Origin of the sequence: Streptomyces sp. NPDC002209 (assembly GCF_042890265.1) — a bacterium.
In the GTDB taxonomy this organism is placed as follows: domain Bacteria; phylum Actinomycetota; class Actinomycetes; order Streptomycetales; family Streptomycetaceae; genus Streptomyces.
In genome coordinates this window covers 386,029-409,172 of record NZ_JBIARX010000005.1, presented here as the reverse complement: position 1 = coordinate 409,172, position 23,144 = coordinate 386,029, and the positions used below count along the sequence as shown (strand labels likewise).

Here is a 23,144-nt window from a genome sequence, read left to right as displayed (position 1 = left end):
CGCAGTGCTGTGGGGCCGCAGTGCCGTGCCTGCCGAGCAGCGAGCCTGTCTGCCCGTCAGTTGGGGTTCTCGGCGTGGGTCAGCGTCTCCCACGCCTCGAAGTGGTTCTCGGTGCCCGCGGGGCGCCGTCCCTCGGTGAGCCTGCGGGTGTTCTCCATGGCGACGCCCAGCCGCGTGTGCAGGGCGTTGTAGCCGACCTCGGTCGCCGGGCCGATGCCCTTGGCCAGGCTCCCGCCGCACAGCCAGGAGGGCACCGGCGCGCCGAGCTCGTACGCGGCGTGGAAGCCGAGCGCGTGCCGGAAGCGGTCCTTGAACTCCGGGTAGAGGTCGCGGCCCTGGATCCGGGAGGTCTCGGCGACGTGCATGGTCGCGGCGATCCCCATGCCGGTGTGGCCGAAGTCCCGGCAGGTCTCCTGGGCGAGGCCGTCGGCGAACGTGCTCTGGCCGTGCCAGTAGTCGATCAGCTCGCTCGTGGTGTCGATGCCGGAACGCGGCGGGTACTTCGGCTGCGGGCCGTCGGAGGCCAGGTAGAAGTACGCGGGGACCCGGCCCAGGTAGATGGCCATGGCCTTGTCGTAGCTCGCGCGGTCGTCGAGATGGACGGAGATGCCGACGGCGGCGTCCATCATGATCAGTTCCCAGTTGCCGTTGCTGTTCGGCCTGCCGTTGACGACCTCGGGCAGGTAGACGTCGCGCAGCATGGTCGCGAACCGCCCCTGGTTCGGCCAGCCGCCGTTGTACGTGTGCTTGATGATCTCGGCGGCGCGCGGCCAGGTGGATCCCGCCCAGCCGCTCTGCAGCGGGGCGTTGCTGTTGGTGTGGTCCTTGATCTTCGCGGACCAGGCGTCCATCAGCTCGATCGACTTCTTCGCGTACTTCGCGTCGCGGGTGATGTACCAGGCGAGTGCGTCGCTGTACGCCGCGATCGCGTCCTCGCGCTCGTCGGAACAGCCGATGTCCGGGTTCGAGTACGAGCCGCACTCGACGACGGCGCGCGGCTTGGGCGTGCGCGACAGCGAGCCGTACGCACTGGCGAGCATCGCGTCGAACGCACCCTTCCACGGCTGCTGCCCGGCCTGCACCTTGGTGCGTACGAAGTCCAGCTGGGCGCGGCTGTTCAGGACTCCGGGGTGGGCGAACTGCGCGGGCGCGGCCGCGGCGGAGGGGGCCGGCCGTGGGGGGCCGGCCTGGGCGGTGGGGGTGAAGGTCAAGGCCGTTGCCAAGCCGAGCGCGAGGGCGGCCAGCCCCGTGGGGACTCCGTAACGCATGAAGCGCCTTCCGGTCGGAGGTGGGGGAACGGGGAATTCCTGCCGCCGAAAGTACCCATGGGCATGCCAAGTTGACAACGTTATCCGACAGGAAACTTTCCTATCGCTTCCGGCGGCGTGGCCGTCTACGCGCCCCCGGCCGCCTCCACCTGCCCGGACGCCCCCGCCTTCGCGGCCTCCTCGGCGCGCTTGCGCCTGCGGTGCGCGGCGACCCGCGCACGCGTCGCGCACGCGGTGGAGCAGTAGCGGCGGGCGCTGCCGGGCCCGGCGCCGAGGAAGAACCGCCCGCAGCCCTCGGCGGCGCAGGCGCCCCACGCGATCCGCCCGTACTCGGTGAGCAGTCGCGAGAGGGCCAGGGCCCCGGAGGCCAGGAACCACTCGCCCCACCCGGCCCGCTCCCCCCGGTCCACGTGCAGATGCCAGGGGTGGCCGTCGTGCCGGGTCAGCCGGGGCCGGGTGCCGTACTGCGCGAAGAGCGCGTTGAGGGCCTCGGCGGCGCGGTCCTCGTCGGTCTCGGCGAGCACCGCGGCCATCCGCCGGGCAGCGGCTCGCAGTTCGGCCGCGTCCTCCTCGGTGAAGGCCTCCTCGGTGAGGTCGCGGGGGTGCTCACCGTGCCGCGCGAGGAGCGCCGCCAGTTCGGCGCGCGGGAGTTCGGGGTCCATCCGGACCGCCTCGGCGAGGTCGATCAGCCTCCGGCCGACCGAGAAACCCTGCGCGGAATCGGTCATCTCCGGATCCTTTCGCTCTACACCCGTATGGCGTAACGTCTCATGCCGCTATCACGTTACACATCTCGAGGGGGGTCCGGGGATGCACGGGTTCGGGCGGTACCTGGCCGCTGCACTGGCCGCACGGTTCGCCTCGGAGGGCATGAGCCTCGCGGTGGTCCTGCTGGCCCTCGAGCGCACCGGGAGCGCCGCACACGGGGCCTTCGTCCTGACTGCCTGGCTGGCCCCGCACATCCTGGCGGCCCCGCTCGCCGGGGTGGCCGCTTCCCGGACCCGCCGGCCGAGGCTGTTCCACGTGGGCGCGCTGGCCGGGTTCACCGGCGCGGTGGCGGCGCTGTCCGTGCTGCTGGGCCGGGCCCCGGCGCCGCTGGTGCTCGCGGTGGCGCTGCTGGGCGGCAGCTGCGGGCCGATGGTGACGGGCGGGATGTCCAGCCTGGTCGCCGGTCTGGTCCCGGCGGGGGCCCGGCGGGACCGGGCGTACGCGTGGGACGCCTCCACCTACAACGCCGCCGCGGTCACCGCCCCGGCGGTGGTGGGCCTGGCCGCCGCGCTGGGCTCGGCCGCACCCGCGATGGCGGCGCTCGCGCTGGCCGGTGCACTCGCGGCGGCGCTGGCCGCGACCCTCCCGTACGGAACCCCGCAGCCGGCCCCGGCGGCGAACGGCGGAACGCACCCCGCAGCGACCTCCGGGGCGAACGGCGTGACGGCCTCCGGGGCGAACGGCGTGACGGCCTCCGGGGCGAACGGTCGGGCGAACGGCGGGGGCGACGCGGCCGCGAGCCCGGGCGCGACCCCGCCCGGCCCTGCCCCGGTCGGCCTGGGCGCCGGGCTGGCGGCCCTGTGGCGGATCCGGGAGCTGCGGGCGATCACCTCGGCCACGACGCTGGCCTTCGTCGGCATCGGGACCCTCACCACCACCTCGGTCCTGCTGGCCTCCCGGCTCGGCAGCCCGGGCGCCGGAGGCGTGCTGATGACGGCCTTCGCGGTGGGTGCGCTGGCGGGCTCGCTGACGCTGGGCCGGATCACGGCGGTGGAGCCGGGGCGGCTGGCGCGCTGGGCGATGGCGGGCACCGGGGCCGCCCTGGCGGTGGCCGCGTTCGCGCCGTCCGTCACCCTCGCGGCGGTCCTGTTCGCCGCCGCCGGAGTCTGTGACGGGCCGCTGCTGACGGCCACCCTCCGGATCCGCTCGGAGTACGCCCCCGACGCGGTACGGACCCAGGTGTTCACCCTCGGCGCGGGGCTCAAGCTGACCGCCGCGTCGGTCGGCGCCGCCCTCGTGGGCTTCGGCGCGGCCGCGCCGCCGCAGGCGCTGCTGGCCGGGATCTCCGTACTGATCCTGGCGGCGGCCCTGCTGCACGCGCTGGTGACGCGGCAGGCCCCGCAACCGGCAGCCGACGCGGCGGCTACAGAGCCGTCGGGAGATTCCGCCACAGCTCCGGCCGGTCGGCGGACTCCCGGAGGGCCTTGAGCGCCGCCGGGTGCGCGGTGGCGTACAGCTCGGGGTAGTCGACCTCACCGAGCCCGGGGCGTACGGGGAAGGCGAGTCGCTCGGCGTCCAGCGCGAACCGGGCGTCCACGCCGGGCTTGTTGCCGCGGGGGTCCTGGCGGGCCCAGTCCGCGGAGCCGGGCAGCCGGAGGGCGATCAGCCCGTGGACCATGGGGTTCGAGCCGTCGTCGTCGGCGAGCCGCTGGTAGCAGAGGCCGGCCGGGATGCCCTGGGCCCGCAACAGGGCGACCAGCGCATGGGACTTGGCGTAGCAGATGCCGTTGCGCGTGCCCAGCACGTCCGAGGCGCGCCAGGAGACGCGCAGGTCCCCGGAGTCGGCGGAGTGCGGGATGGTGTCGCGGACGAACTCGAAGGCGACCTTGGCGTATGAATATGCGTCGCCGGTGGCGCTCCAGAGGGCATCGGCGGTCTCCCGGACGAGCGGGTGGCCGTGGTCGATGACCTCGTCCGCCACCAAATAGTCGTGCATGTCTGGGCTTTGCGGGATCAGCTGCATGGCCCGGAGCATAGGCATACCCCCGACCGGAGATCAATGAATTTCCAGTCGGGGGTATATCTATTCAGCTATCGAGGGGGTTGGCGCCCTTAGCGGGCGAGCTCCTCCTTGAGCGCCTGGAGGAAGCCGTCCACGTCCTCCTCCTGGGTGTCGAAGCCGCACATCCAGCGCACGTGCCCGGCGACCTCGTCCCAGAAGTAGAAGCGGTAACGCTTCTGCAGCCGCCGCGACACCTCGTGCGGCAGCTTCGCGAACACCGCGTTGGCCTGCACCGGGTAGAGGATCTCCACCCCGTCGGTCTCGCGCACGCCCGCAGCCAGCCGCTGCGCCATCGCATTGGCATGCTGGGCGTTGCGCAGCCACAGGTCCTTGGCGAGCAGGGCCTCCAGCTGCACCGACACGAACCGCATCTTCGACGCGAGCTGCATCGACATCTTGCGGATGTGCTTCATCTGCCGGACCGCGTCCGGGTTGACGACCACCACGGCCTCGCCGAACATCATGCCGTTCTTCGTGCCGCCGTACGACAGCACGTCCACGCCCACCGTGTTGGTGAACGTGCGCATCGGCACGTCGAGCGAGGCCGCGGCGTTGGCTATGCGGGCCCCGTCGAGGTGGACCTTCATGCCGTGGCCGTGGGCGAGCTCGCAGATCGCCCTGATCTCGTCCGGCGTGTACACCGTGCCCAGCTCGGTGTTCTGGGTGATCGAGACGACCTGCGGCATCGCCCGGTGCTCGTCCTCCCAGCCCCAGGCCTGCCGGTCGATGAGCTCGGGCGTGAGCTTGCCGTCCGGGGTCGGGACGGTGAGCAGCTTGAGCCCGGCCATCCGCTCCGGGGCGCCGCCCTCGTCGACGTTGATGTGCGCCGTCTCGGCGCAGATCACCGCACCCCAGCGGTCCGTCAGGGCTTGGAGGGCCGTGACGTTCGCGCCGGTGCCGTTGAAGACCGGGAAGGCCTCCGCGTACGGGCCGAAGTGGCTGCGGATGATCTTCTGCAGGTTCTCGGTGTACTCGTCCTCGCCGTAGGCGACCTGGTGGCCGCCGTTGGCCAGGGCAAGGGCTTCCAGGATCTCCGGATGGACCCCTGCGTAGTTGTCGCTCGCGAATCCGCGTACCGCCGGGTCGTGGTGGCGGCGGGCATCGGTTTTCACGGTTGCGGAGTGAGCCACAGACGCTGTCCGTTCACATCGATGGCGGGCCGCTCCCACACGCCGGCGATGGCCTCGGCCAGCTCCTTGACGTCGGTGAAGCCCGCGAACTTCGCATTGGGGCGCTCGGCGCGCATGGCGTCGTGCACCAGTGCCTTGATCACCAGGATCGCAGCCGCGGCGCCCGGGCCCTCCTCGCCCCCCGCCTTGCGGAAGGAGTCGGCGAGGGCGAGCGTCCAGGCCTCGGCGGCCGCCTTGCCGGCGTTGTACGCGGCGTTGTTGGCGACCGGCTTGTGCGCGCCGGACTGGCTGATCAGGACGTAGCGGCCGCGGTCACTGCGCAGGAGCGCGTCGTGGAAGGCGAGCGAGGTGTGCTGGACGGTGCGGATCAGGAGCTTCTCCAGGAAGTCCCAGTCCGCGAGGTCCGTGTCGGTGAAGGTGGTGCTGCCGCGCCAGCCGCCCACGAGGTGGACGAGCCCGTCCACGCGGCCGAACTCCTTCTCGGTCCGCTCGGCCCAGGCCTTGGTGGCCTCCAGGTCGAGCAGGTCCACGGTGTCACCGGTGACGGTGGCGCCGCCGTGCGCGTAGCGGGCCGCGTCCACGGACTCCGCGAGACGCGTCGGGTCGGCGTCGGCCGCCACGACCACCGCACCCGCCTCGGCGAGGCGGAGCAGGGCGGCGTGGCCTGCGGGGCCGCCGGCCCCGGCCACTGCGACGACCGCCCCGTGGAGCTTGCCGTTCCCGGTCTTCCCAGCGCTGTTCATCTGTGCAGCCTCCTGTGGGCGAGCGCTCACGCGGCGACCCGCTCGGCCGAATCGGCGTTCACTGCAGTGATGCCCTTGGTGGAGGCGATCACTCCCTTGAGCTTCTTTGCGAGCGCCTCATAGAACATGCTCAGCGGAAACTCGTCGGGAAGCACGTCGTCGACGAGCTTGCGCGGCGGCTGCGTCAGGTCGAGGGCGTCGGGGCCCTTGGCCCACTTGGAGCCCGGGTGGGGGGCGAGGTACGTGGAGACGAGCTCGTACGCCTTGAACCAGTGGACGAGCTTCGGGCGGTCGATGCCGGCCCGGTAGAGGTCCTCGATGTCGGCGCACAGCTGGTTGGTGACCTGCGGGGCACGCATCCAGTCGATCTTCAGCGTGTTGTCCGTCCAGCGCACGACGTCGTGCTTGTGGAGGTACGCGAAGAGGAGCTGGCCGCCGAGGCCGTCGTAGTTGCGGTTGCGGTCGCCCGACACCGGGAAGCGGAACATCCGGTCGAAGAGGACGGCGTACTGCACGTCACGGCCGTGCTCGTTGCCCTCGGACTCCAGCTTCACGGCCTCCTTGAAGGCGGTGAGGTCGCAGCGCAGCTCCTCCAGGCCGTACATCCAGAACGGCTGGCGCTGCTTGATCATGAAGGGGTCGAACGGCAGGTCGCCGTGGCTGTGGGTGCGGTCGTGGACCATGTCCCACAGGACGAAGGCCTTCTCGCAGCGCTCCTGGTCCTCGACCATGCGGGCGATGTCCTCGGGCAGTTCGATGCCGAGGATGTCGACGGCGGCCGCGGTGACCTTGCGGTAGCGGGCGGCCTCGCGGTCGCAGAAGATGCCGCCCCAGGTGAAGCGCTCGGGGGCCTCGCGGACGGCGATGGTCTCCGGGAAGAGCACGGCGGAGTGGGTGTCGTAGCCCGGGGTGAAGTCCTCGAAGGTGATGCCGAGGAACAGCGGGTTGTCGTACCGGGTGCGCTCCAGCTCGGAGAGCCACTCGGGCCACACCATCTTCAGGACGACGGCCTCGAAGTTGCGGTCGAGGTTGCCGTTCTGCGTGTACATGGGGAAGACGACCAGGTGCTGGAGCCCGTCGGCGCGCTCGGCGGCCGGGTGGAAGGCCAGCAGGGAGTCCAGGAAGTCCGGCACCTTGAAGCCGTCCGCGACCCACTTGCGCAGGTCGGAGACGAGCGCACGGTGGTACGCGGTGGCGTGCGGCAGCAGCGGCGACAGCGTCTCGACCGCGCCGATCGCCCGCTCGACGGCGGCCTCGACATCGACCGGGACGGGGGCGCCCGCGGCCTCGAAGTCGATGGAGCCGTCCTTGGACTGCCAGGGGCGGATCTCCTCCACGGCGGCCTTGAGCTCGGGCCACGCCGGGTGGTCCACCACCCGCGCACCGGCGGTTATCACCGCACCGCCAGAACCCGGCACAAGAATTTCCGTCATGTCACTTCCTCCACAGGAGAACCTCGCGTAAACACAGCGTATGGGTGCGGGCCTCTCCTGCTCAAGAGGTCGTCCGGGAAATTATCCTGCGAGACCCCTACCGACGCCGCAATTCTTCCCGCCGTCCACCCTTCGAGCGACGTCTTCGCCCCTTTCGCGTACCGACGTTCACGTCTGGCGGGCCCTGCGCGCAGCCCGCGCCGGCCCGGTGCGTGACGTCCGTCACCCACCGGGCCGGCGCCCGCTCGGGCGGTGTCGCTCACGCGCCGCGGAAGTGCGGGATCACCTTCTCGCCCCACTGCCGCAGCGTCTCGAGGCAGGCCTCCTGCGGCACCGTGCCCATCTGGATCAGGCACATGATCTCGTCCGCCCCCGCCTCCTCGAGCCGCCGGACGTACGCGATGGCGTCCTCGGCGCTCCCGTACGCGTGGTCGGCGCGGAAGGTGGCCGTCGACGTGGGCCGCACCGGGACGTCCTGCTCGTGCAGCCGGGCCACCACCTGCTCGGCCGCCCGGCGCATCTCCGCCGCCTCGTCGGCGCCCGCGACCACGGCCTCGTCCGGGATGCCGGTCCCGCCGTACCAGTGGCCGATGGACTGGGCGAAGAACCGCTGGCCCCGGATGCCGATCCGGCGCGCCTCGGCCGGGTCGTCGAGCACGATGGTCGGGCAGAGCACCGAGAAGTGGTCGTTGACCGCGGTGGAGACGAAGCGGGCGCCGTCCCGGGCGGCGACCGCCCCGTCGTACACGGCCCGCATGCCGGCGATGGACTCCGGCCCGGCGAAGCCCATCACCAGGGCCCCGACGCCCAGTTCCGCGGCCTGCACCAGGGTCTCGGCCCGGCTGCACGCCAGGAACAGCGGCGGATGCGGGGTCTGCTTCGGCCGCGGCAGGATCGGGTGCGGGGCGATGTCGATCAGCTCCCCGTGGTACTCCAGCTCCTCCTCCTGCCAGGCCCTGCCGATGATCCGCAGCGCCTCCTCGACCTCCTGGGTGGTGCGCTCCCTGTCGACCCCGCACAGGGAGGTCTCCTGTGCGGTGCCGCCGCGCCCGGCCCCCAGGTCGAGGCGGCCGCCGGAGAGCAGGTCGAGCATGGCGGCCCGCTCGGCGACCCGGACCGGGTGGTTGAAGTTGAACGGCATGCAGACGACCCCGTGGCCGATGCGTATGGTGTGCGTCCGGGCCGCGACCCAGGTCAGGAAGACCTCGGGGGCACTCATGTGTGCGTACCACTTCAGCGAGTGGTGCTCGACGGCCCAGATCCGGTCGAAACCCATGCGCTCGGCGAGCACGGCCTGCTCCACGCAGTCGTGGATGACCTGGTGCTCCCGCTCCACGGTCGGGTCGGCGAGCTGAGCTTCGAAGATCACGGAGAATTTCACGATGCCTCCAGGGTTGCGTCCCGTGCCCGGCCAGACTTCAATTCGGAATATGACTAGTAGTCATACGTCGAAGAAGCAAGAGCTTCCGCCGACCGCATGGGCGGTACTCGGGCTGCTGTCCTTCCCCGGGGAGCGCACCGGGTACGAGCTGAAGAAGTGGGCGGACTCCTCCCTGCGCTTCTTCTACTGGTCCCCGGCCATCAGCCAGATCTACGCCGAGCTGCGCCGGCTCGAGGAGCTGGGGTACGCGGCCTCCGCGCGCTCGGGCCCCGAGGAGGCCCGGGCCAAGCGCCGCTACGCCATCACCGGCGCCGGCCGCGAGGCCCTCGCCGGCTGGGCCTCGGACACCGCCGAGGCCGGTCCTCCGGTGCTCAAGCACGGGCTGCTGCTGCGGGTCTGGCTCGGCCACCTCGCCGAGCCGGAGCGGCTGCGCGCGATGGTCGGCGACCACCTGGAGCGCACCCGGGGCGAACTGGCCGCCGTACGGGAGGCGATGGAGCACGCGGGCGAGGTGCCGGAGTGGGCCTTCCCCGCGCTCGCGCTGCGCTGGAGCGAGCGGCAGCACCTGGCCGAACTGGAGCTGGGCGAGGCCCTGCTGGCGGATCTCGCCGGACTGTCCGAGGCCGGGACGGGGGCCCGGAACGGAGCCGCGGACCCGGAGCGTCAAGGCGGCGGGGACGCGCCCACGCCCGGGTGACGCGGCAGGGCCGTCCCGGGGCCCGCGGCGGCGTACAGCCCTGGCGGGAACCGGCCGGCGGCCTCGTTCCGGGCGCTGCACGGGCGGTCTCATCGCATCCCCGGCGCACTAGCATGCGTCCTCACCGCGCGGCCGGTAGGGACACCGCGACCGCGCGGGGAGCCGCCGTCGACGGAAGCGAGAGAACCTTGACTTTCCTCACCATCGGTCACCGCGGGGTCATGGGTGTCGAACCGGAGAACACCCTGCGGTCGTTCGTCCGCGCGGAACGTGCCGGGATGGACGTCATCGCGCTGGACGTGCAGCTGAGCAAGGACGGCGTGCTCGTCGTCCTGCACGACGCCGAGGTGGACCGGACCACCGACGGCGCCGGGGCCGTCGCCGATCTGACCCTGTCCGCACTGCGCGAGCTGGACGCCGGCCAGGGCGAGCACGTGCCGGCCTTCGAGGAGGTCCTGGACGCGGTCCGGACCCCGCTCCAGGTGTCGGTCCACGACGGGGCCGCCGCGGCCGCGCTGGCGGAGCTGGTCCTGCGCCGCGATCTGAACGCGCGGGTGGAGGTGGCCTCCGTCCACGACGAGGTGCTCGCCGGGACGGCCCGGCTGCTGCCGGGGGTGCGGACCGTGCTCCACTCGGAGCTGACCGGCGGGGCCGCGGACGTCGTGGCCCGGGCCCTGGCCTGCGGTGCGCGGACGGTCGACCTGAGCATCCGCGAACTGACCCTGGACGCGGTGGAGTCGGTCCACGCGGCCGGGCTGAAGGTGACCGGCTGGACCGTCAACACCCTGCAGCAGCTGAGGCTGGCCCGGGCCCTCGAACTGGACGGCGCGGCCACCGATTTCCCGGAGATCCGCAGCACGGGCCGGTTCCTCGCCTGACGGCCGCGCCCGGCCCGGGCTCCCGTGCTACAGCGGCTTGACCAGCAGCTCGAAGGCCAGGTCGTCGCGGAGCGGGACGCCGAAGCGCTCGTCGCCGTACGGGAAGGGGCTCAGCTCGCCGGTGCGCCGGTAGCCGCGGCGCACGTAGTAGGCGATGAGCTCCTCCCGTACGTTCACCACCGTCATCCGCATCTCCCGGGCGCTCCAGGTCTCGCGGGCGCGGCGCTCGGCCTCGGCGAGGATCTCCTTGCCGAGGCCGCCGCCCTGCAGCCCCGGGCGGACGGCGAACATCCCGAAGTAGGCGTGGTCGCCGCGGTGTTCGAGCTGGCAGCAGGCGACGAGCTCGTCCGCGCGCTCCACGACGAGCAGCACGCCGTCGGCGGAATCGATGATCGCGCGGACCCCCTCGGGGTCGGTGCGCTGCCCGTCCAGGTAGTCGGCCTCGGTGGTCCAGCCGGCCCGGCTGGCGTCCCCGCGGTAGGCCGACTCGACGAGGGCCACCAGTTCGGGTACGTCCGCCTCCACGGCACTGCGGAAGTTCAGGGCGGTGGGGTGGGCGGTCGACATCGAGGGCTCCCGTTCAGCTCGGCGGCATATGACATGCCCGGTGCGGCAAGGAGAGCCTAACCCGGGGCGGCGTGCGGGCCTCCGGGCCGGGGCATCTCTTCCCGTGACGCCGACGAACCGGGGGTTGCGCCGTGCACGGTCCCGCGATGTCCCTTCCCGCCTCCCTCCCCGCCTGGCTGCTCGTGCTGCTGTGCGCGGTGAGCGGTGCGTACTGCCTGCGGCGGGTGCGCAGATCGGGCCGGGAGGCGCGCGGCGGGGCGGCGGGCGAGGCGCTGATGGGGTTCGGGATGGCGGCGATGGCCGTGCCGCCGGGCATCGGGCCGTGGGGGCCGGGGATCCTGCTGGCCGTCTTCTGCGGGGCCGTGCTGCACGCCCTGTGGCTGCTGCGGGGCGGGGTGCACCACGCCCACCACCTGGTCGGTTCGCTGGCCATGGCGTACATGGCGCTGACCATGACCGCCGGCCACGGGCACGGCGGGGGCCTGCCGCCGGTCACCGGGGCGCTGCTGCTGTACTTCGCGGGGTACGTGCTGCTCGGCGGGGCGCGGCTGGTGACGGCGGGCGGGGGTGTGCGGCCGTTCCCGGGCGGGCCGCAGGTGGTGCCCACGGAGCTGACGCGGGCATGCCGACTGGCCATGGGGATGGGCATGTTGGCGATGCTGCTGAGCCTGTGACCTTCTCGAGGGCCGCGGGCAAACGTGTCCTGCGTCACCAATGCCGCAAGCCCGTACCCGCAGGTAGCCCCGCGCTCATAGGCTGGCGGGCATGATGGTCCCCGCCGCACTTCTGTTGCTCGGCGCCCTGACCGCGGTGCTCGCCCCCCGTCTGCTGGCGCGGGCCGAGTGGCCCGACCGTGAGCCCGTCGTCGCCCTGTGGGTGTGGCAGTGCGTGGTGGGCGCGGTGCTCCTGTGCTTCGCGCTGTCGATGGTGCTGAGCGCGGCCGCCGCCTGGCTGGCGGTCCGGGGCCGGCTCTTCGCGGCCGCGCCGCACGGGGTGGTCGACGCGTACGCGCTGGGCCCGACCGGCGGCCCGTGGGCGGTGGGCACCGCGCTCGCACTGGCGGGCGGCGGGCTGTGGACCGGGGCCCGGCTGACCCGGGAGGTGCTGCGGGCCCGGGCCCGGCGGCGGGCGCGGGGCGCCGAGCTGCTCGTACGGGCGCCGCTGCTGCCCGGGGAGGACCCGGCCGGGGCGCGGCTCGTCGTACTGGAGGGAACGCGGCCCGACGCGTGGTGGCTGCCGGGTGCGGCCCCGCAGCTGGTGGTGACCACGGCGGCGCTCGGGCGGCTCAAGGGAAGCCAGCTGGACGCCGTGCTGGCGCACGAGCAGGGGCATGCCGAGGCCCGGCACGACTGGCTGCTGCACTGTTCGCGGGCGCTGGCGGGGGGATTCCCGCAGGTGCCGGTGTTCGCGGCGTTCGAGGCGGAGATGCACCGGCTCGTGGAACTGGCCGCGGACGACGTGGCCTCGCGGCGGTACGGGAGGCTGACGATCGCGCTCGCGCTGGTCGGACTCAACGAGGACCGGGGGGTGTTCGGGCCCGCTCCGAGCCCGCAGCCGCACGTCTCGGATCGGGTGCGGCGGCTACTGTCGGCGGCGCCCCGGCTTTCGGCGGCCCGCAGGATGCGACTGACGGCCCTGGCGACGCTGGTCCCGGCGGTACCGCTGGTGGTGGCGCTGATGCCGGGTCTGAGCGCGCTCACCTGATCCGGCCGGGTCCGATCCCGCCGGCCTGATCCCGCCCGCCCGGGTGCCGACGGGCCGAAACCCGTCGTTGCGCCGAGGTGTGGAAGTCCCTGCTCTGGGCGATCCCCCGCGTCGCCCAGAGCAGGCGACCCCGTGCGCTGAGTATATTGGCTGGGAGCCAGTCAACGCAGGAGTAAGCATGTCCCCGCGCAGCGCATCGGTCAATGAAGAATTGCGCAGACGTTCCCGGGAGCGGCTGCTCCAGGCCACGGTCGATCTCGTCGCCGAGCACGGCTACGAGGCCACGACGCTCGGCGACATCGCCGACCGGGCGGGCACGGCCCGCGGCCTGGTCTCGTACTACTTCCCGGGCAAGCGGCAGCTGCTGCAGTCGGCGGTGCACCGGCTGATGCACCTCACGCTGGACGCGGCCCTGGAACGGGAGCCGCGCAGCGACGACGGCCGCGAGCGGCTCGCCCGCGCGATCGACGCGATCCTCGGGCTGGCCCGGGACCAGCCGCTGCTGATGCGGACCCACATGGCGGGCATCCTCCAGGCCGAGGGGTTCGTGCAGTGCCCGGAGCAGCAGCGGCTGGCGGAGCTGCTGCGGGACACGGTCACCCGCTACGGCTCGGCGGACGTGGACACCGACTACCCGCTGCTGCGGGCGCTGCTGATGGGCGCGGTGGTCGCGGTCCTGCTGCCGGGGGCTCCGATGCCGCTGGCGCGGCTGCGGGCGGAGCTGTTCCAGCGGTACGGACTGGACTGGGAGCTCGGCGTCCCGCCGGACGGCGGACCGCCCGGCGGAACGTTTCCCTCAAGGGGCTGACACCGCAGGCCGTCAGTGGTACTCGGGCTGGGTCTGCACGTTGAGCCGGTCCATCCACACCCACTTCGCGCCCTCGGTGCGCCAGTCGTCGATCCGCAGCACGTCGAGGCCCTTGGCGATGTCGTTCGAGTAGATGTGGCCGTTGTAGTAGTACGCCGACCAGGACCCGCCGAGGCCGAGCTTGTCGGTGGTGAGCGGGCCGCGCTCGAAGTAGCCGATCTCCCTGGGCCGGGTGGAGTCGGTGAAGTCCCACACCGAGACGCCGCCCTGGTACCAGGCCTGGACCATGATGTCGCGGCCGCCGCCGACCGGGATCAGCGAGCCGTTGTGGGCCACGCAGTTCTCGGTGTCGGCCTGCATGCGCGGGATCTTGAAGTAGCTGCGGAAGACGAGCTTGCGCTGGTCGCCGCGGCCCGTGATGTCGTAGATGCCGTCGGCGCCGCGGTTCGGGCCGGTGGCCTCGTTGCAGGTGGGGCCGCCACCGCCGCCCAGCTCGTCGGTGAACACCACCTTGTCGGCCTTCTCGTTGAAGGTCGCCGAGTGCCAGAACGCGAAGTTCACGTTGTCCTGCACCCGGTCGATGACCCGCGGCTGCTCCGGCTTGCTGATGTCGAAGAGGATCCCGTCACCCATGCAGGCGCCGGCGGCCAGCTTCTTCGCCGGCAGCACGGTGATGTCGTGGCAGCCGGTGGTCTTGGTGACCCCGGGGTTGGTGGGCGCGCCCGGGTTGCCGCCGTCGGGGAAGAGGACGGGGAAGGCGACGACCGCCGCCTGCGTCGGGTTCTTCTTCGGGACCTTGATCACGGAGATGCCGTCGTGCGGGGGCTGGCAGTCCGGGAACGCCTCGTTCGGGGAGTAGGAGGCCACGTAGAGGTAGATGTCGCGCTCGCCCGGCACCAGCGTGTGGGTGTGGGAGCCGCAGTTCGTCTCGACGGACTTGATGTACTTGGGGTTCTTCTTGTCCTTGATGTCGAAGATCTTGATGCCCTCCCACGAGGACTTCTCCGTCGCGGGCTGCGAGACGCTGTTGCACGAGTCGTCGCTGCGCGAGGAGTCGGTGGAGAGGAAGAGCAGGTCCCCCTGGACGGAGACGTCGTTCTGGCCGCCGGGGCAGAGCACCTGGCTGACGGCCTTCGGGGCCTTGGGGTTGGCGATGTCGTAGATCGTGAAGCCGTTGTAGTTGCCGGCGTAGGCGTACTTGCCCTGGAAGGCCAGGTCGGTGTTGATGACGCCGGGGTAGGTGCTCGGGATGTTGGCGAGGTGCCGGACGTTCGCGCTGTGCACGATCTCGTCCTGGCCGGGGATCTCGCCGGGGGCGAGTTCGCGGCCCGCGGCCGGGTCCGCACCCTGCACGGCGAAGGCGCCGCCCGCGCCGCCGGGTGTTAAGTCCCCCGGATCGGGGGTCGCGGCCGCAGGACCGGCCGCGAACAGCGTGGCGAGCAGCCCGGCCGCGGCCACGGCCGCCCCCAGACTCCTGTGCCGCACTCTGGTGGTGTGCTTCGAGGTCACTGTGCCCTCCCATGGGAGTCCGATCGATTCCGCTCGTGGTGGGAACGGAACCAGGACCCCGGCAGTATGTTCCTTACCATGGACATGGCAAAGGGGTTACTCGGTCGAACCGCCGGGGCGGTCCTGGCCGCAGGGATGCTGCTCGCCCTGGCCGGCTGCCGGGGCGGCGACGGCGACGGCGGGGCGAAGGACGGCGGGGCGGCGGTCATCGCCCCCGGCAGACCGGGCGAGAAGGCCCGCACCCTCTCCCCCGAGGAGGCCGCCAGGAGGCAGCCCGACGACAGCCCCAACGCGGCCGACCGGGCCTACGTGCAGCGCATGGTCGAACACCACCGACAGGCACTCGCCATGAGTGCGCTGGCCCCGGAGCGCGCCTCCGCGGACGGGGTCAAGCGGCTCGCCGAGCGCATCTCGGCCGCCCAGCAGCCCGAGATCCGCGCGATGGAGAACTGGTCGGCCCGTTACCCGGCCCCCTCCGGAGCTCCGGCCGGCCACGACCACGGCGCGATGCCGGGCATGGCGACCGAACAGCAGCTGAAACAGCTCGCCGAGGCGAAGGGCGCCGACTTCGACCGGCTCTTCCTCACCCTGATGACCGCCCACCACGAGGGCGCGGTGAAGATGGCGGGCGAGGCGCTGGCCGCCGGGAACAACGGGGCGGTGGAGGAAATGGCCAACGAGGTGGTGGCCACGCAGACCGCCGAGATCCACCGGATGCGCGCGATGGGCTGACGGCCGCCGGGCCCGGTGGCATGCTGGGAGCACCTGCGGGAGGAGCTCCGCCGTGCTTCGTGTCGCCGTCGTCGGTTCGGGCCCCAGCGGGGTCTACGCCGCTCAGACACTCGTACAGCAGCGTGAGGTGCCGGGCGTCCGCGTTGACGTACTGGACCGGCTGCCCGCGCCGTACGGGCTGGTGCGCTACGGGGTGGCCCCCGACCACGAGAAGATCAAATCGCTGCAGGGCAGCCTGCGCACCGTGCTGGAGGACGAGCGGATCCGCTTCCTCGGCAACGTCGAGGTCGGCGGGCCGCAGCTGACCACCGAACGGCTGCTGGAGCTGTACCACGCGGTGGTGTACTGCGTGGGCGCCGCCCGCGACCGGATGCTCGGGATCCCCGGCGAGGAGCTGGCCGGGGTGCACTCCGCGACGGCCTTCGTCGCCTGGTACAGCGGGCACCCGGACGCCGAGGGCGAGGCCTTCGACCTGCCCGGGGTGGGCTCGGCGGTGGTCGTCGGGGCGGGCAACGTCGCGGTGGACGTGACGCGGATGCTCGCCCGGGGAGAGCCGGAGCTGGCCCCGACCGACATGCCGCAGCCGGCCCTCGGCGCCCTCGCGGACAGCGGGGTGCAGTCGGTGTCGATGGTGGCCCGCCGCGGGCCCTCGCAGGGCAAGTTCACCACCAAGGAGCTGCGGGAGCTGGGCACGCTGCCGGGCGTGGCCGCGGCGGTGGACCCCGCCGAACTCGCGCTCGACCCCGCGTACGCCGACCAGGGCGCGGCCGCCGCACTGCCCGCGGTGGCCCGGCGCAACCTCGAGGTGCTGCGCGGCTGGGCCGGGCAGGACCCGGGCGGGGCCCGGCGCCGGATCGCCCTGCGGTTCTACCTGCGCCCGGTGGAGGTGCTGGGCGGCCCCGACGGCCGGGTCACCGGGATGCGCTTCGAGCGGACCGCCCCGGACGGCCGCGGCGGGGTCACCGGGACGGGCGTGTACGAGGACATCGAGGCGCAGTTGGTGCTGCGCTCGGTGGGGTACCAGGGCGTTCCGCTGCCCGGCCTGCCGTTCGACCCCGCGAAGGCCACGGTCCCGCACGCCGCGGGCCGGGTGCTGCGCGCGGGCCGGGCCTCGGTCGGCGAGTACGTGGCGGGCTGGATCAAGCGCGGCCCGACCGGGGTGATCGGCACCAACCGGCCCTGCGCCAAGGAGACGGCGTCCTCGCTGCTCCAGGACGCGGGGGAGCTGGCCCGGCGGGAGCTGCCGGGCGACCCGCTGGACGCGCTGCGGGCGGCGGGGCTGCACCCGGTGGAGTGGCCTGGCTGGCTCGCGATCGAGGCGGCGGAGGCCGACCTCGGGCGTTCGCTGGGCCGCCGCTCGGTGAAGATCCCGGACTGGACGGGCCTGCTGGGCGCAGCGGCCGCGGGCGCCTGACCGGCACGCCACGACCTAGGGATTGTCCGCCCGTCGCGCCTCCTGCGCGGCGGCTGCGGTGAGCACGCTGTCGAGCAGCCCCGGGAAGAGGCCCTCCAGCTCCGCGCGGCGCAGGTCGTTCATCTTCGCCGTGCCGCGGTAGGTCTGGCGGATCACGCCGGCCTCCCGCAGGACCCGGAAGTGGTGCGTGGTCGTCGACTTGGTGACCGGGAGGACGAAGTACGAGCACGCCAGCTCGTCCGGCGTGACCGCGAGGTCCCGCACGATCGACAGCCGCATCGGGTCCGACAGCGCGTGCAGCACCGCCTCGAGCCGGATCTCCGCGGGCTCGGGATGGGCGAGCGTACGGGTGGTGGCCGAATCCGTCACGTCTGCTGCTCCGTTCGCCCCCGCTCCGGTGTGTTGTACGAGAGACACCGTAGTACACCGGCCGGCCGCACCACCCGGCCGAGTTGCCCTACCAGGCGCGGTGGTACGGCGTGGGCACCCGGACCCCGGCGCCGAGTTCGGCGGCAGCGCGGCGGGCCCAGTACGGGTCGCGCAGCAGCTCGCGGCCCAGCAGGACCGCGTCCGCCTGCCCGTCGGCCAGGATCTTCCCGGCCTGCTCCGGCTCGGTGATCAGCCCCACCGCGGCCACCGGGAGGCCGGTCCGGGCCTTGACCTCGGCCGCGAACGGCACCTGGTAGCCCGGGCCCACGGGGATGTTCGCCTTCGGGGCCATCCCGCCGGTGGACACGTCCAGCAGGTCCACCCCGTGCTCCCGGAGCAGTCCGGCCAGCCGGACCGTGTCCTCGGGGGTCCAGCCGGAGTCCTCGAGCCAGTCGGTGGCGGAGACCCGGAAGAACAGCGGCAGCTCCTGGGGCCACACCGCCCGTACGGCGTCGACGACTTCGAGGGCGAAGCGGGCCCGGTTCCCGAAGGAGCCGCCGTACGCGTCGGTGCGCCGGTTGATCTGCGAGGAGAGGAACTGGCCGATGAGGTAGCCGTGGGCGCCGTGGATCTCGACGACCTCGTAGCCGGCGGCCAGCGCACGCCGCGCGGCGGCCGCGAACTGGCCGGCGATCTCGTGGATCTCGGCGGTCGTCAGCTCGTGCGGCACCGGGTCGCCCTCGGCGAACGGCGCCGGGCTCGGCGCACTCGGCAGCCAGCCGTCGGCCTCGGGCCCGGCGTAACCGCCGCCCTCCCAGGGGCGCCCGGTCGAGGCCTTGCGGCCGGCGTGGGCGATCTGGATGCCCGGGACGGCGCCCTGGGCCTTGATGAACGAGGTGATCGGGCGCAGGGCCTCGGCCTGGGTGTCGTTCCAGATGCCGAGGTCGTACGGGGAGATCCGGCCCTCCGGGGAGACGGCGGTGGCCTCCTGGAGGATCAGGCCGGTGCCGCCCACCGCGCGGGCGGCGTAGTGCGCGAAGTGCCAGGCGTGGGCCACGCCCGCGTCCGGGCCGGAGGCTTCGGCGACGTGCTGGCACATCGGCGCCATCCACACCCGGTTCGGGACGGTGACCGAGCGCAGGGTGAGGGGTGCGAAGAGGGCGCCGAAGGCGGCGGGTACGCCGGCGGCCGGGGTCGCGGGGGCGGGCGGGGCAGCACTCATGAAGGACTCTCCGGATGTCGCCGGGCACACCGCCGAGCGGCGGCTTGTACGAGAGTCACCGTACTACGAAATTATTCGTACTACGAGACCTCTCGTACAAGCTCGTCGAGTTCGGCGTGCAGCGCCTGCGCGAGGGCGGCCAGGTCCGGCACCGCCGCCGCATCCGCGACCAGGCCGTAGTGGACCGTGCCCTTGTACGTGGAGACCGCGACCGCGAGCGAGTGGCCGCGGGCGAGCGGGGCGAGCGGATAGACCTCCCGGACCCGGCTGCCGCCGAGGGAGAACGTGAAGCTGGGCAGCGGGACGCTGGTGACCAGGATGTCGAAGAGCAGCCGGGCCGCCTGCGCGACCAGCGGGCCGCCCAGCCGGTGGCCGAGCGGGTGGACGTGGTCGGCCAGCAGCGCGACGGCCCCGGCGCCGCGGGCGGGTCCGGCCTCCTTGTTGCGGTCCATGCCGGTCCGCACCCGGTGCAGGCGCAGCAGCGGGTCCGGCTCGGCGAGGGGCAGCCGGAGCAGGTAGCCGGAGAGCCGGTTGCCGTACTGCGCGCCGCCCGGCCGGCGACGGGAGACCGGTAGCAGGGCGCGCGGCCCGGGACCCTCCGGCTCGGGGTCGCCGCGGCCCACCAGCCAGCGCCGCAGGGCGCCCGCGACCATGGCGATCAGGACGTCGTTGACCGTGCCCCCGGCGACCTTCCGGATCCGGTTGACGTCGTCGAGGTCGAGCGCGAGGCCCGCGACCGCACGGGTGCCGGTCTGCGCGGGCACGGCCGTCAGCGCGGCCGGGACGCCGAGGGGCAGTCCGGCGCGGGCGACGGACGCGCCGATCTCCAGGGCCTGGCCGACGTCCTGGACCCGGGCCGCCAGCACCCCGGGGAGGCTGCGCAGGGCGGAGCCGCCGGGCTGCGGTACGGGAGCCGGCCGCGCGGGACCCCGTACGGGCGGGCCCTCGTCGAAGAGCATGGCCGCCAGGGCGAGGGCCCCGAGCCCGTCGGCGAGGGCGTGGTGGAACTTGAAGAGCACCGCGAAGGAGTCCGGGTCGGGCCCGGCCAGGACGTGCGCCTCCCACGGCGGCCGGCTCCGGTCCAGCGGCCGCGCCATGAGGCGCCCGGCGGCGGCCTGCGGGTCGCCGGTGCGGACGAGGAACACGTGCCGGGCCGGATCGAAGTCCGCGTCCGGCGACCAGGCGGCCGCGCCGATCGGCAGCAGCACGTCGTGGATGCGGCGGCGCAGGCCGGGGACGGCGGCGCAGCGGGCGGTGAGCAGTGCGGCGGCGCGGACCGCGGCGTCGGGGCCGCCGTGGGGACCGGGGCCGGGGCCGGGGTCCTGCGGGGCGGCTTCGAAGACCGCGAGGGCGCCGAGGTGCATGGGGTGGGCGGCGGATTCGATCCGCCAGAAGGCGAGGTCGAGCGGTGAAAGGTGCTCGGTGACCACGTAGTGCCTCTCGTGCGGTGGCAGAGGTGGAAGTCAACCCCTTTCGGCCTCCTACGATCAAGTAGCCACCCTTTGGATACGCCTGTTGATCGATGGCGACCGGCTGGTCAGCGCAGCGGGGCGGCTGCCCGGCCGCTGTCGGCGGGCGGGTGCAGACTGGCCGGAAAGAAGTTCATCACGACGACCGGAACGACGCAGTCCGGAGGTGTCGGTCATGTCCGAGGTGCTCCTGCTCGCGGGAACCCGCAAGGGCCTGTTCATCGGCCGCAGGCGCGGCGGCGGCCCCTGGGAGCTCGACGGGCCCCATTTCAACGCACAGGCCGTCTACGCCGTCGCGGTCGACCGGCGGGGGCCGGTACCCCGGCTGCTGGTCGGCGGGGACAGCTCGCACTGGGGGCCGTCCGTGTTCCGCTCCGACGACCTGGGCGCGAGCTGGCAGGAACCCGCCGAGCCCGCCGTGAGGTTCCCGAAGGACACCGGCGCCTCGCTGGAGCGGGTGTGGCAACTGCATCCGGCCGGCCCCGAGGCGCCGGACGTGGTCTACGCGGGGACGGAACCGGCCGCCCTGTTCCGCTCGACGGACCGCGGGGAGTCCTTCGAGCTGGTCCGCCCGCTGTGGGAGCACCCGAGCCGGGGGAGCTGGGTGCCGGGCGGCGGCGGAGAGGGCCTGCACACGGTGCTGACGGACCCGGCCGACCCCGACGCGGTGACGGTGGCGGTCTCCACCGCCGGGGTGTTCCGGACCCTGGACGGCGGCGCCGGCTGGATCCCGTCCAACGAGGGGGTCTCGGCGGTGTTCCTGCCGGATCCGCATCCGGAGTTCGGCCAGTGCGTGCACAAGATCGCCCAGGACGCGGGGAACCGGAAGCGGCTGTACCTGCAGAACCACTGGGGCGTGTACCGCAGCGACGACGCCGGGGCCCGGTGGACCGACATCGGCGCCGGCCTGCCCTCCGACTTCGGCTTCGCGGTGGCCGCCCACCCGCACCGGCCGGACACCGCGTACGTCTTCCCGCTGAACGCCGACTCCGACCGCGTCCCGGCGGAGCGCCGGTGCCGGGTCTTCCGCACGCGGGACGCGGGCGCCTCCTGGGAGCCGCTCACGCGCGGGCTGCCGACCGGGGACCACTACGGGACGGTGCTGCGGGACGCCCTGTGCACAGACGACGCGGATCCGGCGGGGGTGTACTTCGGCAACCGCAACGGCGAGCTGTACGCCAGCCACGACGACGGGGACACCTGGCAGTTGCTGGCCGAGCACCTGCCCGACGTCCTGTGCGTCCGGGCCGCGGTGCTGGCTCACCGAATCGGCCAGTAGAGTGACTCACCGTGGCAGCACGACCGTTGAACGAGATCGTCGAGCCGGGCTGGGCCCGCGCTCTGGAGCCGGTGGCGGCGCAGATCGCCGCGATGGGCGACTTCCTGCGCGCCGAGATCGCGGCGGGCAGGACGTACCTGCCGGCCGGGGCGAACGTACTGCGCGCCTTCCAGCAGCCCTTCGACGAGGTGAAGGTGCTGATCGTCGGCCAGGACCCGTACCCCACCCCGGGGCACGCGATGGGCCTGTCGTTCTCGGTGGCGCCCGACGTCAGCCCGTGGCCGCCCAGCCTGGACAACATCTTCCGCGAGCTGTACGCGGACCTCGGGGTGCCCCGGCCGGCGAACGGGGACCTGACGCCCTGGACCCGGCAGGGGGTGCTGCTGCTGAACCGCGCCCTGACCACCGCCCCGCGCAAGACCGGGGGCCACCGCGGCAAGGGCTGGGAGGCCGTCACCGAGCAGGCCATCCGGGCGCTGGCCGCGCGCGGGAAGCCCCTCGTGTCGGTGCTGTGGGGCCGCGACGCCCGCAACCTGCGGCCGCTGCTGGGCGAGTTGCCGGCCGTGGAGTCCGTCCACCCCTCCCCCATGTCCGCGGCCAACGGGTTCTTCGGGTCCAGGCCGTTCAGCCGGACCAACGACCTGCTGGTCCGTCAGGGAGCACAGCCGGTGGACTGGCGACTCCCCTCCGCCAGTTGATCATTCGGTTGAACGGTATACGACATTCAATGGATAAATACGGACAGAAGCCGCCCGATAAGGCCCTGCCCGAACACTCCGTTCCGATAAGCCAGTAGCATGCGGCGCCATGAGCTCCCCCACTGGGCCCGCAAATGGCCTGCCCGTACGAATGCCGCGACCCCGCCCTGCCGGACGGCACCGCCGACCCGAGCCCGCGGTGGCGCCCGAGGGCGCGCCCGCGCTGGTGCTCGCCGTGCCCGGTGCCCCTTCGGCCGCCTCGCGGGGGCTGGCGGAAGAGATCATCAGCATCGGCCGCTCCGAGCTGCCGGGCCTGGACGCCCGCATCGGCTTCCTCGAGGGCGAAGACGCAGAGAGTGCCGAGGGCGCCGAGTTCCCGGCCCTCGCCGGCGTGCTGACCGCCGTCGCGGCCGAGCGCGTCGCGCGCGCGGAGTTCGCCCGCGCCGCCGGCCACGACGTACCCGCCCCGACCGGCCCGGACGCCGTGGTCGTCCCGCTGCTGGCCGGCCCCGACGCCGACCTGCTGCGCCGGATGCGCCAGGCCGTCATGGACTCCTCGGCCGCCGCCGAGCTGGCCGAGGTGCTCGGCCCGCACCCGCTGCTCGCCGAGGGCCTGCACGTACGGCTCTCCGAGGCGGGCCTGGCCCGCGCCGACCGCGCCCGACTGTTCACCGTCACCACCGCCGCCGACGGCATCATCGTGGCCACCACCGGCGGCGCGGAGGCCGTCCAGGTCGCCGGGGTCACCGGCATGCTGCTGGCCGCCCGTCTCGCGGTCCCCGTCAAGGCCGCCGCGCTCGACCAGGAGGGTTCGGTGGCCGCGGTCGCCGAGCAGCTGCGCAGCGAGGGCTCCACGCAGCTCGCGCTGGCCCCGTACCTGATCGGCCCGGAGGCTGCCGAGGGGCTGCTGGACACGGCGTGCAAGGAGGCCGACTGCGCGGCCTCCGAGGTGCTCGGTGCCTACTCGGCGCTCGGCAAGCTCGTCGTCACCCAGTACTCCGCAGCGCTCGGCCTCTCCCAGGGCGCCGCTGCCCACTGATCCTTCCCAGGACTGCGCGCACGAGGGCCCGCGC

The 23,144-nt window shown here is 73.2% G+C and carries 23 protein-coding genes; 11 read left to right on the top strand and 12 right to left on the bottom strand.

The features are described 5' to 3' along the window. Positions 1 to 56: 56 nt before the first annotated feature. Both ACFYXK_RS13530 and ACFYXK_RS13525 read right to left on the bottom strand, forming a co-directional pair. The gene (locus tag ACFYXK_RS13530; RefSeq protein WP_389411276.1) at positions 57 to 1,268 is read right to left on the bottom strand and encodes an alginate lyase family protein; all 1,212 of its coding nucleotides are present in this window, start codon (positions 1,266 to 1,268) and stop codon (positions 57 to 59) included. Between the two features lie 125 nt (positions 1,269 to 1,393). Continuing rightward, entirely contained in the window at positions 1,394 to 1,996 is a 603-nt protein-coding gene (locus tag ACFYXK_RS13525) for a CGNR zinc finger domain-containing protein (protein WP_389411275.1), read from the bottom strand. Between the two features lie 82 nt (positions 1,997 to 2,078). On the opposite strand from ACFYXK_RS13525, the gene ACFYXK_RS13520 reads away from it, so the two are divergent. Beyond that, a complete protein-coding gene (locus ACFYXK_RS13520; RefSeq protein ID WP_389411274.1) occupies positions 2,079 to 3,464 on the top strand; it encodes an MFS transporter in 1,386 nt (461 codons plus the stop codon). Here ACFYXK_RS13520 and ACFYXK_RS13515 read toward each other — a convergent pair. From ACFYXK_RS13515 to ACFYXK_RS13495, 5 genes are all read right to left on the bottom strand, one after another. Beyond that, complete coding sequence (locus ACFYXK_RS13515) at positions 3,400 to 3,999, bottom strand: transglutaminase family protein (RefSeq protein ID WP_389411273.1); 600 nt, start codon at positions 3,997 to 3,999, stop codon at positions 3,400 to 3,402. The two genes, ACFYXK_RS13520 and ACFYXK_RS13515, sit on opposite strands and share 65 nt — an antisense overlap. An 89-nt stretch (positions 4,000 to 4,088) precedes the next feature. Continuing rightward, on the bottom strand, positions 4,089 to 5,150 hold the full coding sequence (locus ACFYXK_RS13510) for a threonine aldolase family protein (RefSeq protein ID WP_383510992.1): 1,062 nt from the start codon (positions 5,148 to 5,150) through the stop codon (positions 4,089 to 4,091). Continuing rightward, positions 5,147 to 5,911, bottom strand: a complete 765-nt coding sequence (locus ACFYXK_RS13505) for an SDR family NAD(P)-dependent oxidoreductase (protein ID WP_383510990.1) — start codon at positions 5,909 to 5,911, stop codon at positions 5,147 to 5,149. The genes ACFYXK_RS13510 and ACFYXK_RS13505 overlap by 4 nt, the downstream gene beginning before the upstream one ends. Positions 5,912 to 5,937: 26 nt before the next feature. Further along, a complete protein-coding gene (locus ACFYXK_RS13500; RefSeq protein ID WP_389411272.1) occupies positions 5,938 to 7,344 on the bottom strand; it encodes a DUF6421 family protein in 1,407 nt (468 codons plus the stop codon). A gap of 259 nt (positions 7,345 to 7,603) precedes the next feature. Beyond that, entirely contained in the window at positions 7,604 to 8,725 is a 1,122-nt protein-coding gene (locus tag ACFYXK_RS13495; protein ID WP_389411271.1) for an LLM class flavin-dependent oxidoreductase, read from the bottom strand. Positions 8,726 to 8,774: 49 nt separating this feature from the next. Here ACFYXK_RS13495 and ACFYXK_RS13490 point away from each other — a divergent pair, with 49 nt between their 5' ends. After that, positions 8,775 to 9,422, top strand: a complete 648-nt coding sequence (locus tag ACFYXK_RS13490; protein WP_389411270.1) for a helix-turn-helix transcriptional regulator — start codon at positions 8,775 to 8,777, stop codon at positions 9,420 to 9,422. Positions 9,423 to 9,610: 188 nt separating this feature from the next. Next, complete coding sequence (locus ACFYXK_RS13485) at positions 9,611 to 10,300, top strand: glycerophosphodiester phosphodiesterase (RefSeq protein ID WP_389411269.1); 690 nt, start codon at positions 9,611 to 9,613, stop codon at positions 10,298 to 10,300. A 27-nt stretch (positions 10,301 to 10,327) separates the two neighbouring features. On the opposite strand, the gene ACFYXK_RS13480 is transcribed toward ACFYXK_RS13485, so the two are convergent. Further along, positions 10,328 to 10,867 carry a GNAT family N-acetyltransferase gene (locus ACFYXK_RS13480; RefSeq protein ID WP_389411268.1) on the bottom strand — a complete coding sequence of 180 codons (540 nt, stop codon included), beginning with the start codon at positions 10,865 to 10,867 and terminating at the stop codon, positions 10,328 to 10,330. 146 nt (positions 10,868 to 11,013) lie between these two features. Between ACFYXK_RS13480 and ACFYXK_RS13475 the strand changes: the two genes are divergently transcribed. The 3 genes from ACFYXK_RS13475 (at position 11,014) to ACFYXK_RS13465 (ending at position 13,379) form a co-directional block, all read left to right on the top strand. Next, a complete protein-coding gene (locus ACFYXK_RS13475) occupies positions 11,014 to 11,541 on the top strand; it encodes a DUF5134 domain-containing protein (RefSeq protein ID WP_389411267.1) in 528 nt (175 codons plus the stop codon). Positions 11,542 to 11,632: 91 nt separating this feature from the next. After that, complete coding sequence (locus ACFYXK_RS13470; protein WP_389411266.1) at positions 11,633 to 12,571, top strand: M56 family metallopeptidase; 939 nt, start codon at positions 11,633 to 11,635, stop codon at positions 12,569 to 12,571. 178 nt (positions 12,572 to 12,749) lie between these two features. Beyond that, positions 12,750 to 13,379, top strand: coding sequence for a TetR/AcrR family transcriptional regulator (locus tag ACFYXK_RS13465; protein WP_389411265.1), 630 nt, complete (start codon positions 12,750 to 12,752; stop codon positions 13,377 to 13,379). Between the two features lie 12 nt (positions 13,380 to 13,391). On the opposite strand, the gene ACFYXK_RS13460 is transcribed toward ACFYXK_RS13465, so the two are convergent. Next, positions 13,392 to 14,888, bottom strand: a complete 1,497-nt coding sequence (locus tag ACFYXK_RS13460) for an LVIVD repeat-containing protein (protein ID WP_389411264.1) — start codon at positions 14,886 to 14,888, stop codon at positions 13,392 to 13,394. Between the two features lie 78 nt (positions 14,889 to 14,966). Here ACFYXK_RS13460 and ACFYXK_RS13455 point away from each other — a divergent pair, with 78 nt between their 5' ends. Further along, entirely contained in the window at positions 14,967 to 15,620 is a 654-nt protein-coding gene (locus ACFYXK_RS13455) for a DUF305 domain-containing protein (protein WP_389411263.1), read from the top strand. A 52-nt stretch (positions 15,621 to 15,672) separates the two neighbouring features. Then, complete coding sequence (locus tag ACFYXK_RS13450; protein ID WP_389411262.1) at positions 15,673 to 17,034, top strand: FAD-dependent oxidoreductase; 1,362 nt, start codon at positions 15,673 to 15,675, stop codon at positions 17,032 to 17,034. Between the two features lie 15 nt (positions 17,035 to 17,049). Here the strand turns inward: ACFYXK_RS13450 and ACFYXK_RS13445 are convergent, their stop codons facing one another. The 3 genes from ACFYXK_RS13445 to ACFYXK_RS13435 form a co-directional block, all read right to left on the bottom strand. Then, positions 17,050 to 17,403: an ArsR/SmtB family transcription factor gene (locus ACFYXK_RS13445; RefSeq protein WP_389411261.1), complete on the bottom strand. Its 354-nt coding sequence runs from the start codon at positions 17,401 to 17,403 to the stop codon at positions 17,050 to 17,052. An 88-nt stretch (positions 17,404 to 17,491) separates the two neighbouring features. After that, positions 17,492 to 18,625 (bottom strand): NADH:flavin oxidoreductase/NADH oxidase, encoded by a 1,134-nt coding sequence (locus tag ACFYXK_RS13440; RefSeq protein ID WP_389411260.1) that lies wholly within the window; start codon positions 18,623 to 18,625, stop codon positions 17,492 to 17,494. Between the two features lie 80 nt (positions 18,626 to 18,705). Beyond that, positions 18,706 to 20,055, bottom strand: a complete 1,350-nt coding sequence (locus ACFYXK_RS13435; protein WP_389411259.1) for a wax ester/triacylglycerol synthase family O-acyltransferase — start codon at positions 20,053 to 20,055, stop codon at positions 18,706 to 18,708. 214 nt (positions 20,056 to 20,269) lie between these two features. Here ACFYXK_RS13435 and ACFYXK_RS13430 point away from each other — a divergent pair, with 214 nt between their 5' ends. The 3 genes from ACFYXK_RS13430 to ACFYXK_RS13420 all read left to right on the top strand — a co-directional run bounded on the left by ACFYXK_RS13430 (position 20,270) and on the right by ACFYXK_RS13420 (position 23,110). Beyond that, complete coding sequence (locus ACFYXK_RS13430) at positions 20,270 to 21,373, top strand: WD40/YVTN/BNR-like repeat-containing protein (RefSeq protein WP_389411258.1); 1,104 nt, start codon at positions 20,270 to 20,272, stop codon at positions 21,371 to 21,373. An 11-nt stretch (positions 21,374 to 21,384) separates the two neighbouring features. After that, positions 21,385 to 22,071, top strand: a complete 687-nt coding sequence (locus tag ACFYXK_RS13425; protein WP_383510959.1) for a uracil-DNA glycosylase — start codon at positions 21,385 to 21,387, stop codon at positions 22,069 to 22,071. 109 nt (positions 22,072 to 22,180) lie between these two features. Continuing rightward, a complete protein-coding gene (locus tag ACFYXK_RS13420) occupies positions 22,181 to 23,110 on the top strand; it encodes a hypothetical protein (protein ID WP_389411257.1) in 930 nt (309 codons plus the stop codon). Positions 23,111 to 23,144 lie beyond the last annotated feature (34 nt).

Coding starts and splice junctions, on each gene's coding strand:
- ACFYXK_RS13455 (WP_389411263.1), top strand. CDS start 14,967: ATGGACATGGCAAAGGGGTTACTCGGTCGAACCGCCGGGGCGGTCCTG.
- ACFYXK_RS13480 (WP_389411268.1), bottom strand. CDS start 10,867: ATGTCGACCGCCCACCCCACCGCCCTGAACTTCCGCAGTGCCGTGGAG.
- ACFYXK_RS13520 (WP_389411274.1), top strand. CDS start 2,079: ATGCACGGGTTCGGGCGGTACCTGGCCGCTGCACTGGCCGCACGGTTC.
- ACFYXK_RS13500 (WP_389411272.1), bottom strand. CDS start 7,344: ATGACGGAAATTCTTGTGCCGGGTTCTGGCGGTGCGGTGATAACCGCC.
- ACFYXK_RS13465 (WP_389411265.1), top strand. CDS start 12,750: ATGTCCCCGCGCAGCGCATCGGTCAATGAAGAATTGCGCAGACGTTCC.
- ACFYXK_RS13420 (WP_389411257.1), top strand. CDS start 22,181: ATGAGCTCCCCCACTGGGCCCGCAAATGGCCTGCCCGTACGAATGCCG.
- ACFYXK_RS13470 (WP_389411266.1), top strand. CDS start 11,633: ATGATGGTCCCCGCCGCACTTCTGTTGCTCGGCGCCCTGACCGCGGTG.
- ACFYXK_RS13430 (WP_389411258.1), top strand. CDS start 20,270: ATGTCCGAGGTGCTCCTGCTCGCGGGAACCCGCAAGGGCCTGTTCATC.
- ACFYXK_RS13475 (WP_389411267.1), top strand. CDS start 11,014: ATGTCCCTTCCCGCCTCCCTCCCCGCCTGGCTGCTCGTGCTGCTGTGC.
- ACFYXK_RS13440 (WP_389411260.1), bottom strand. CDS start 18,625: ATGAGTGCTGCCCCGCCCGCCCCCGCGACCCCGGCCGCCGGCGTACCC.
- ACFYXK_RS13525 (WP_389411275.1), bottom strand. CDS start 1,996: ATGACCGATTCCGCGCAGGGTTTCTCGGTCGGCCGGAGGCTGATCGAC.
- ACFYXK_RS13490 (WP_389411270.1), top strand. CDS start 8,775: ATGACTAGTAGTCATACGTCGAAGAAGCAAGAGCTTCCGCCGACCGCA.
- ACFYXK_RS13530 (WP_389411276.1), bottom strand. CDS start 1,268: ATGCGTTACGGAGTCCCCACGGGGCTGGCCGCCCTCGCGCTCGGCTTG.
- ACFYXK_RS13515 (WP_389411273.1), bottom strand. CDS start 3,999: ATGCAGCTGATCCCGCAAAGCCCAGACATGCACGACTATTTGGTGGCG.
- ACFYXK_RS13505 (WP_383510990.1), bottom strand. CDS start 5,911: ATGAACAGCGCTGGGAAGACCGGGAACGGCAAGCTCCACGGGGCGGTC.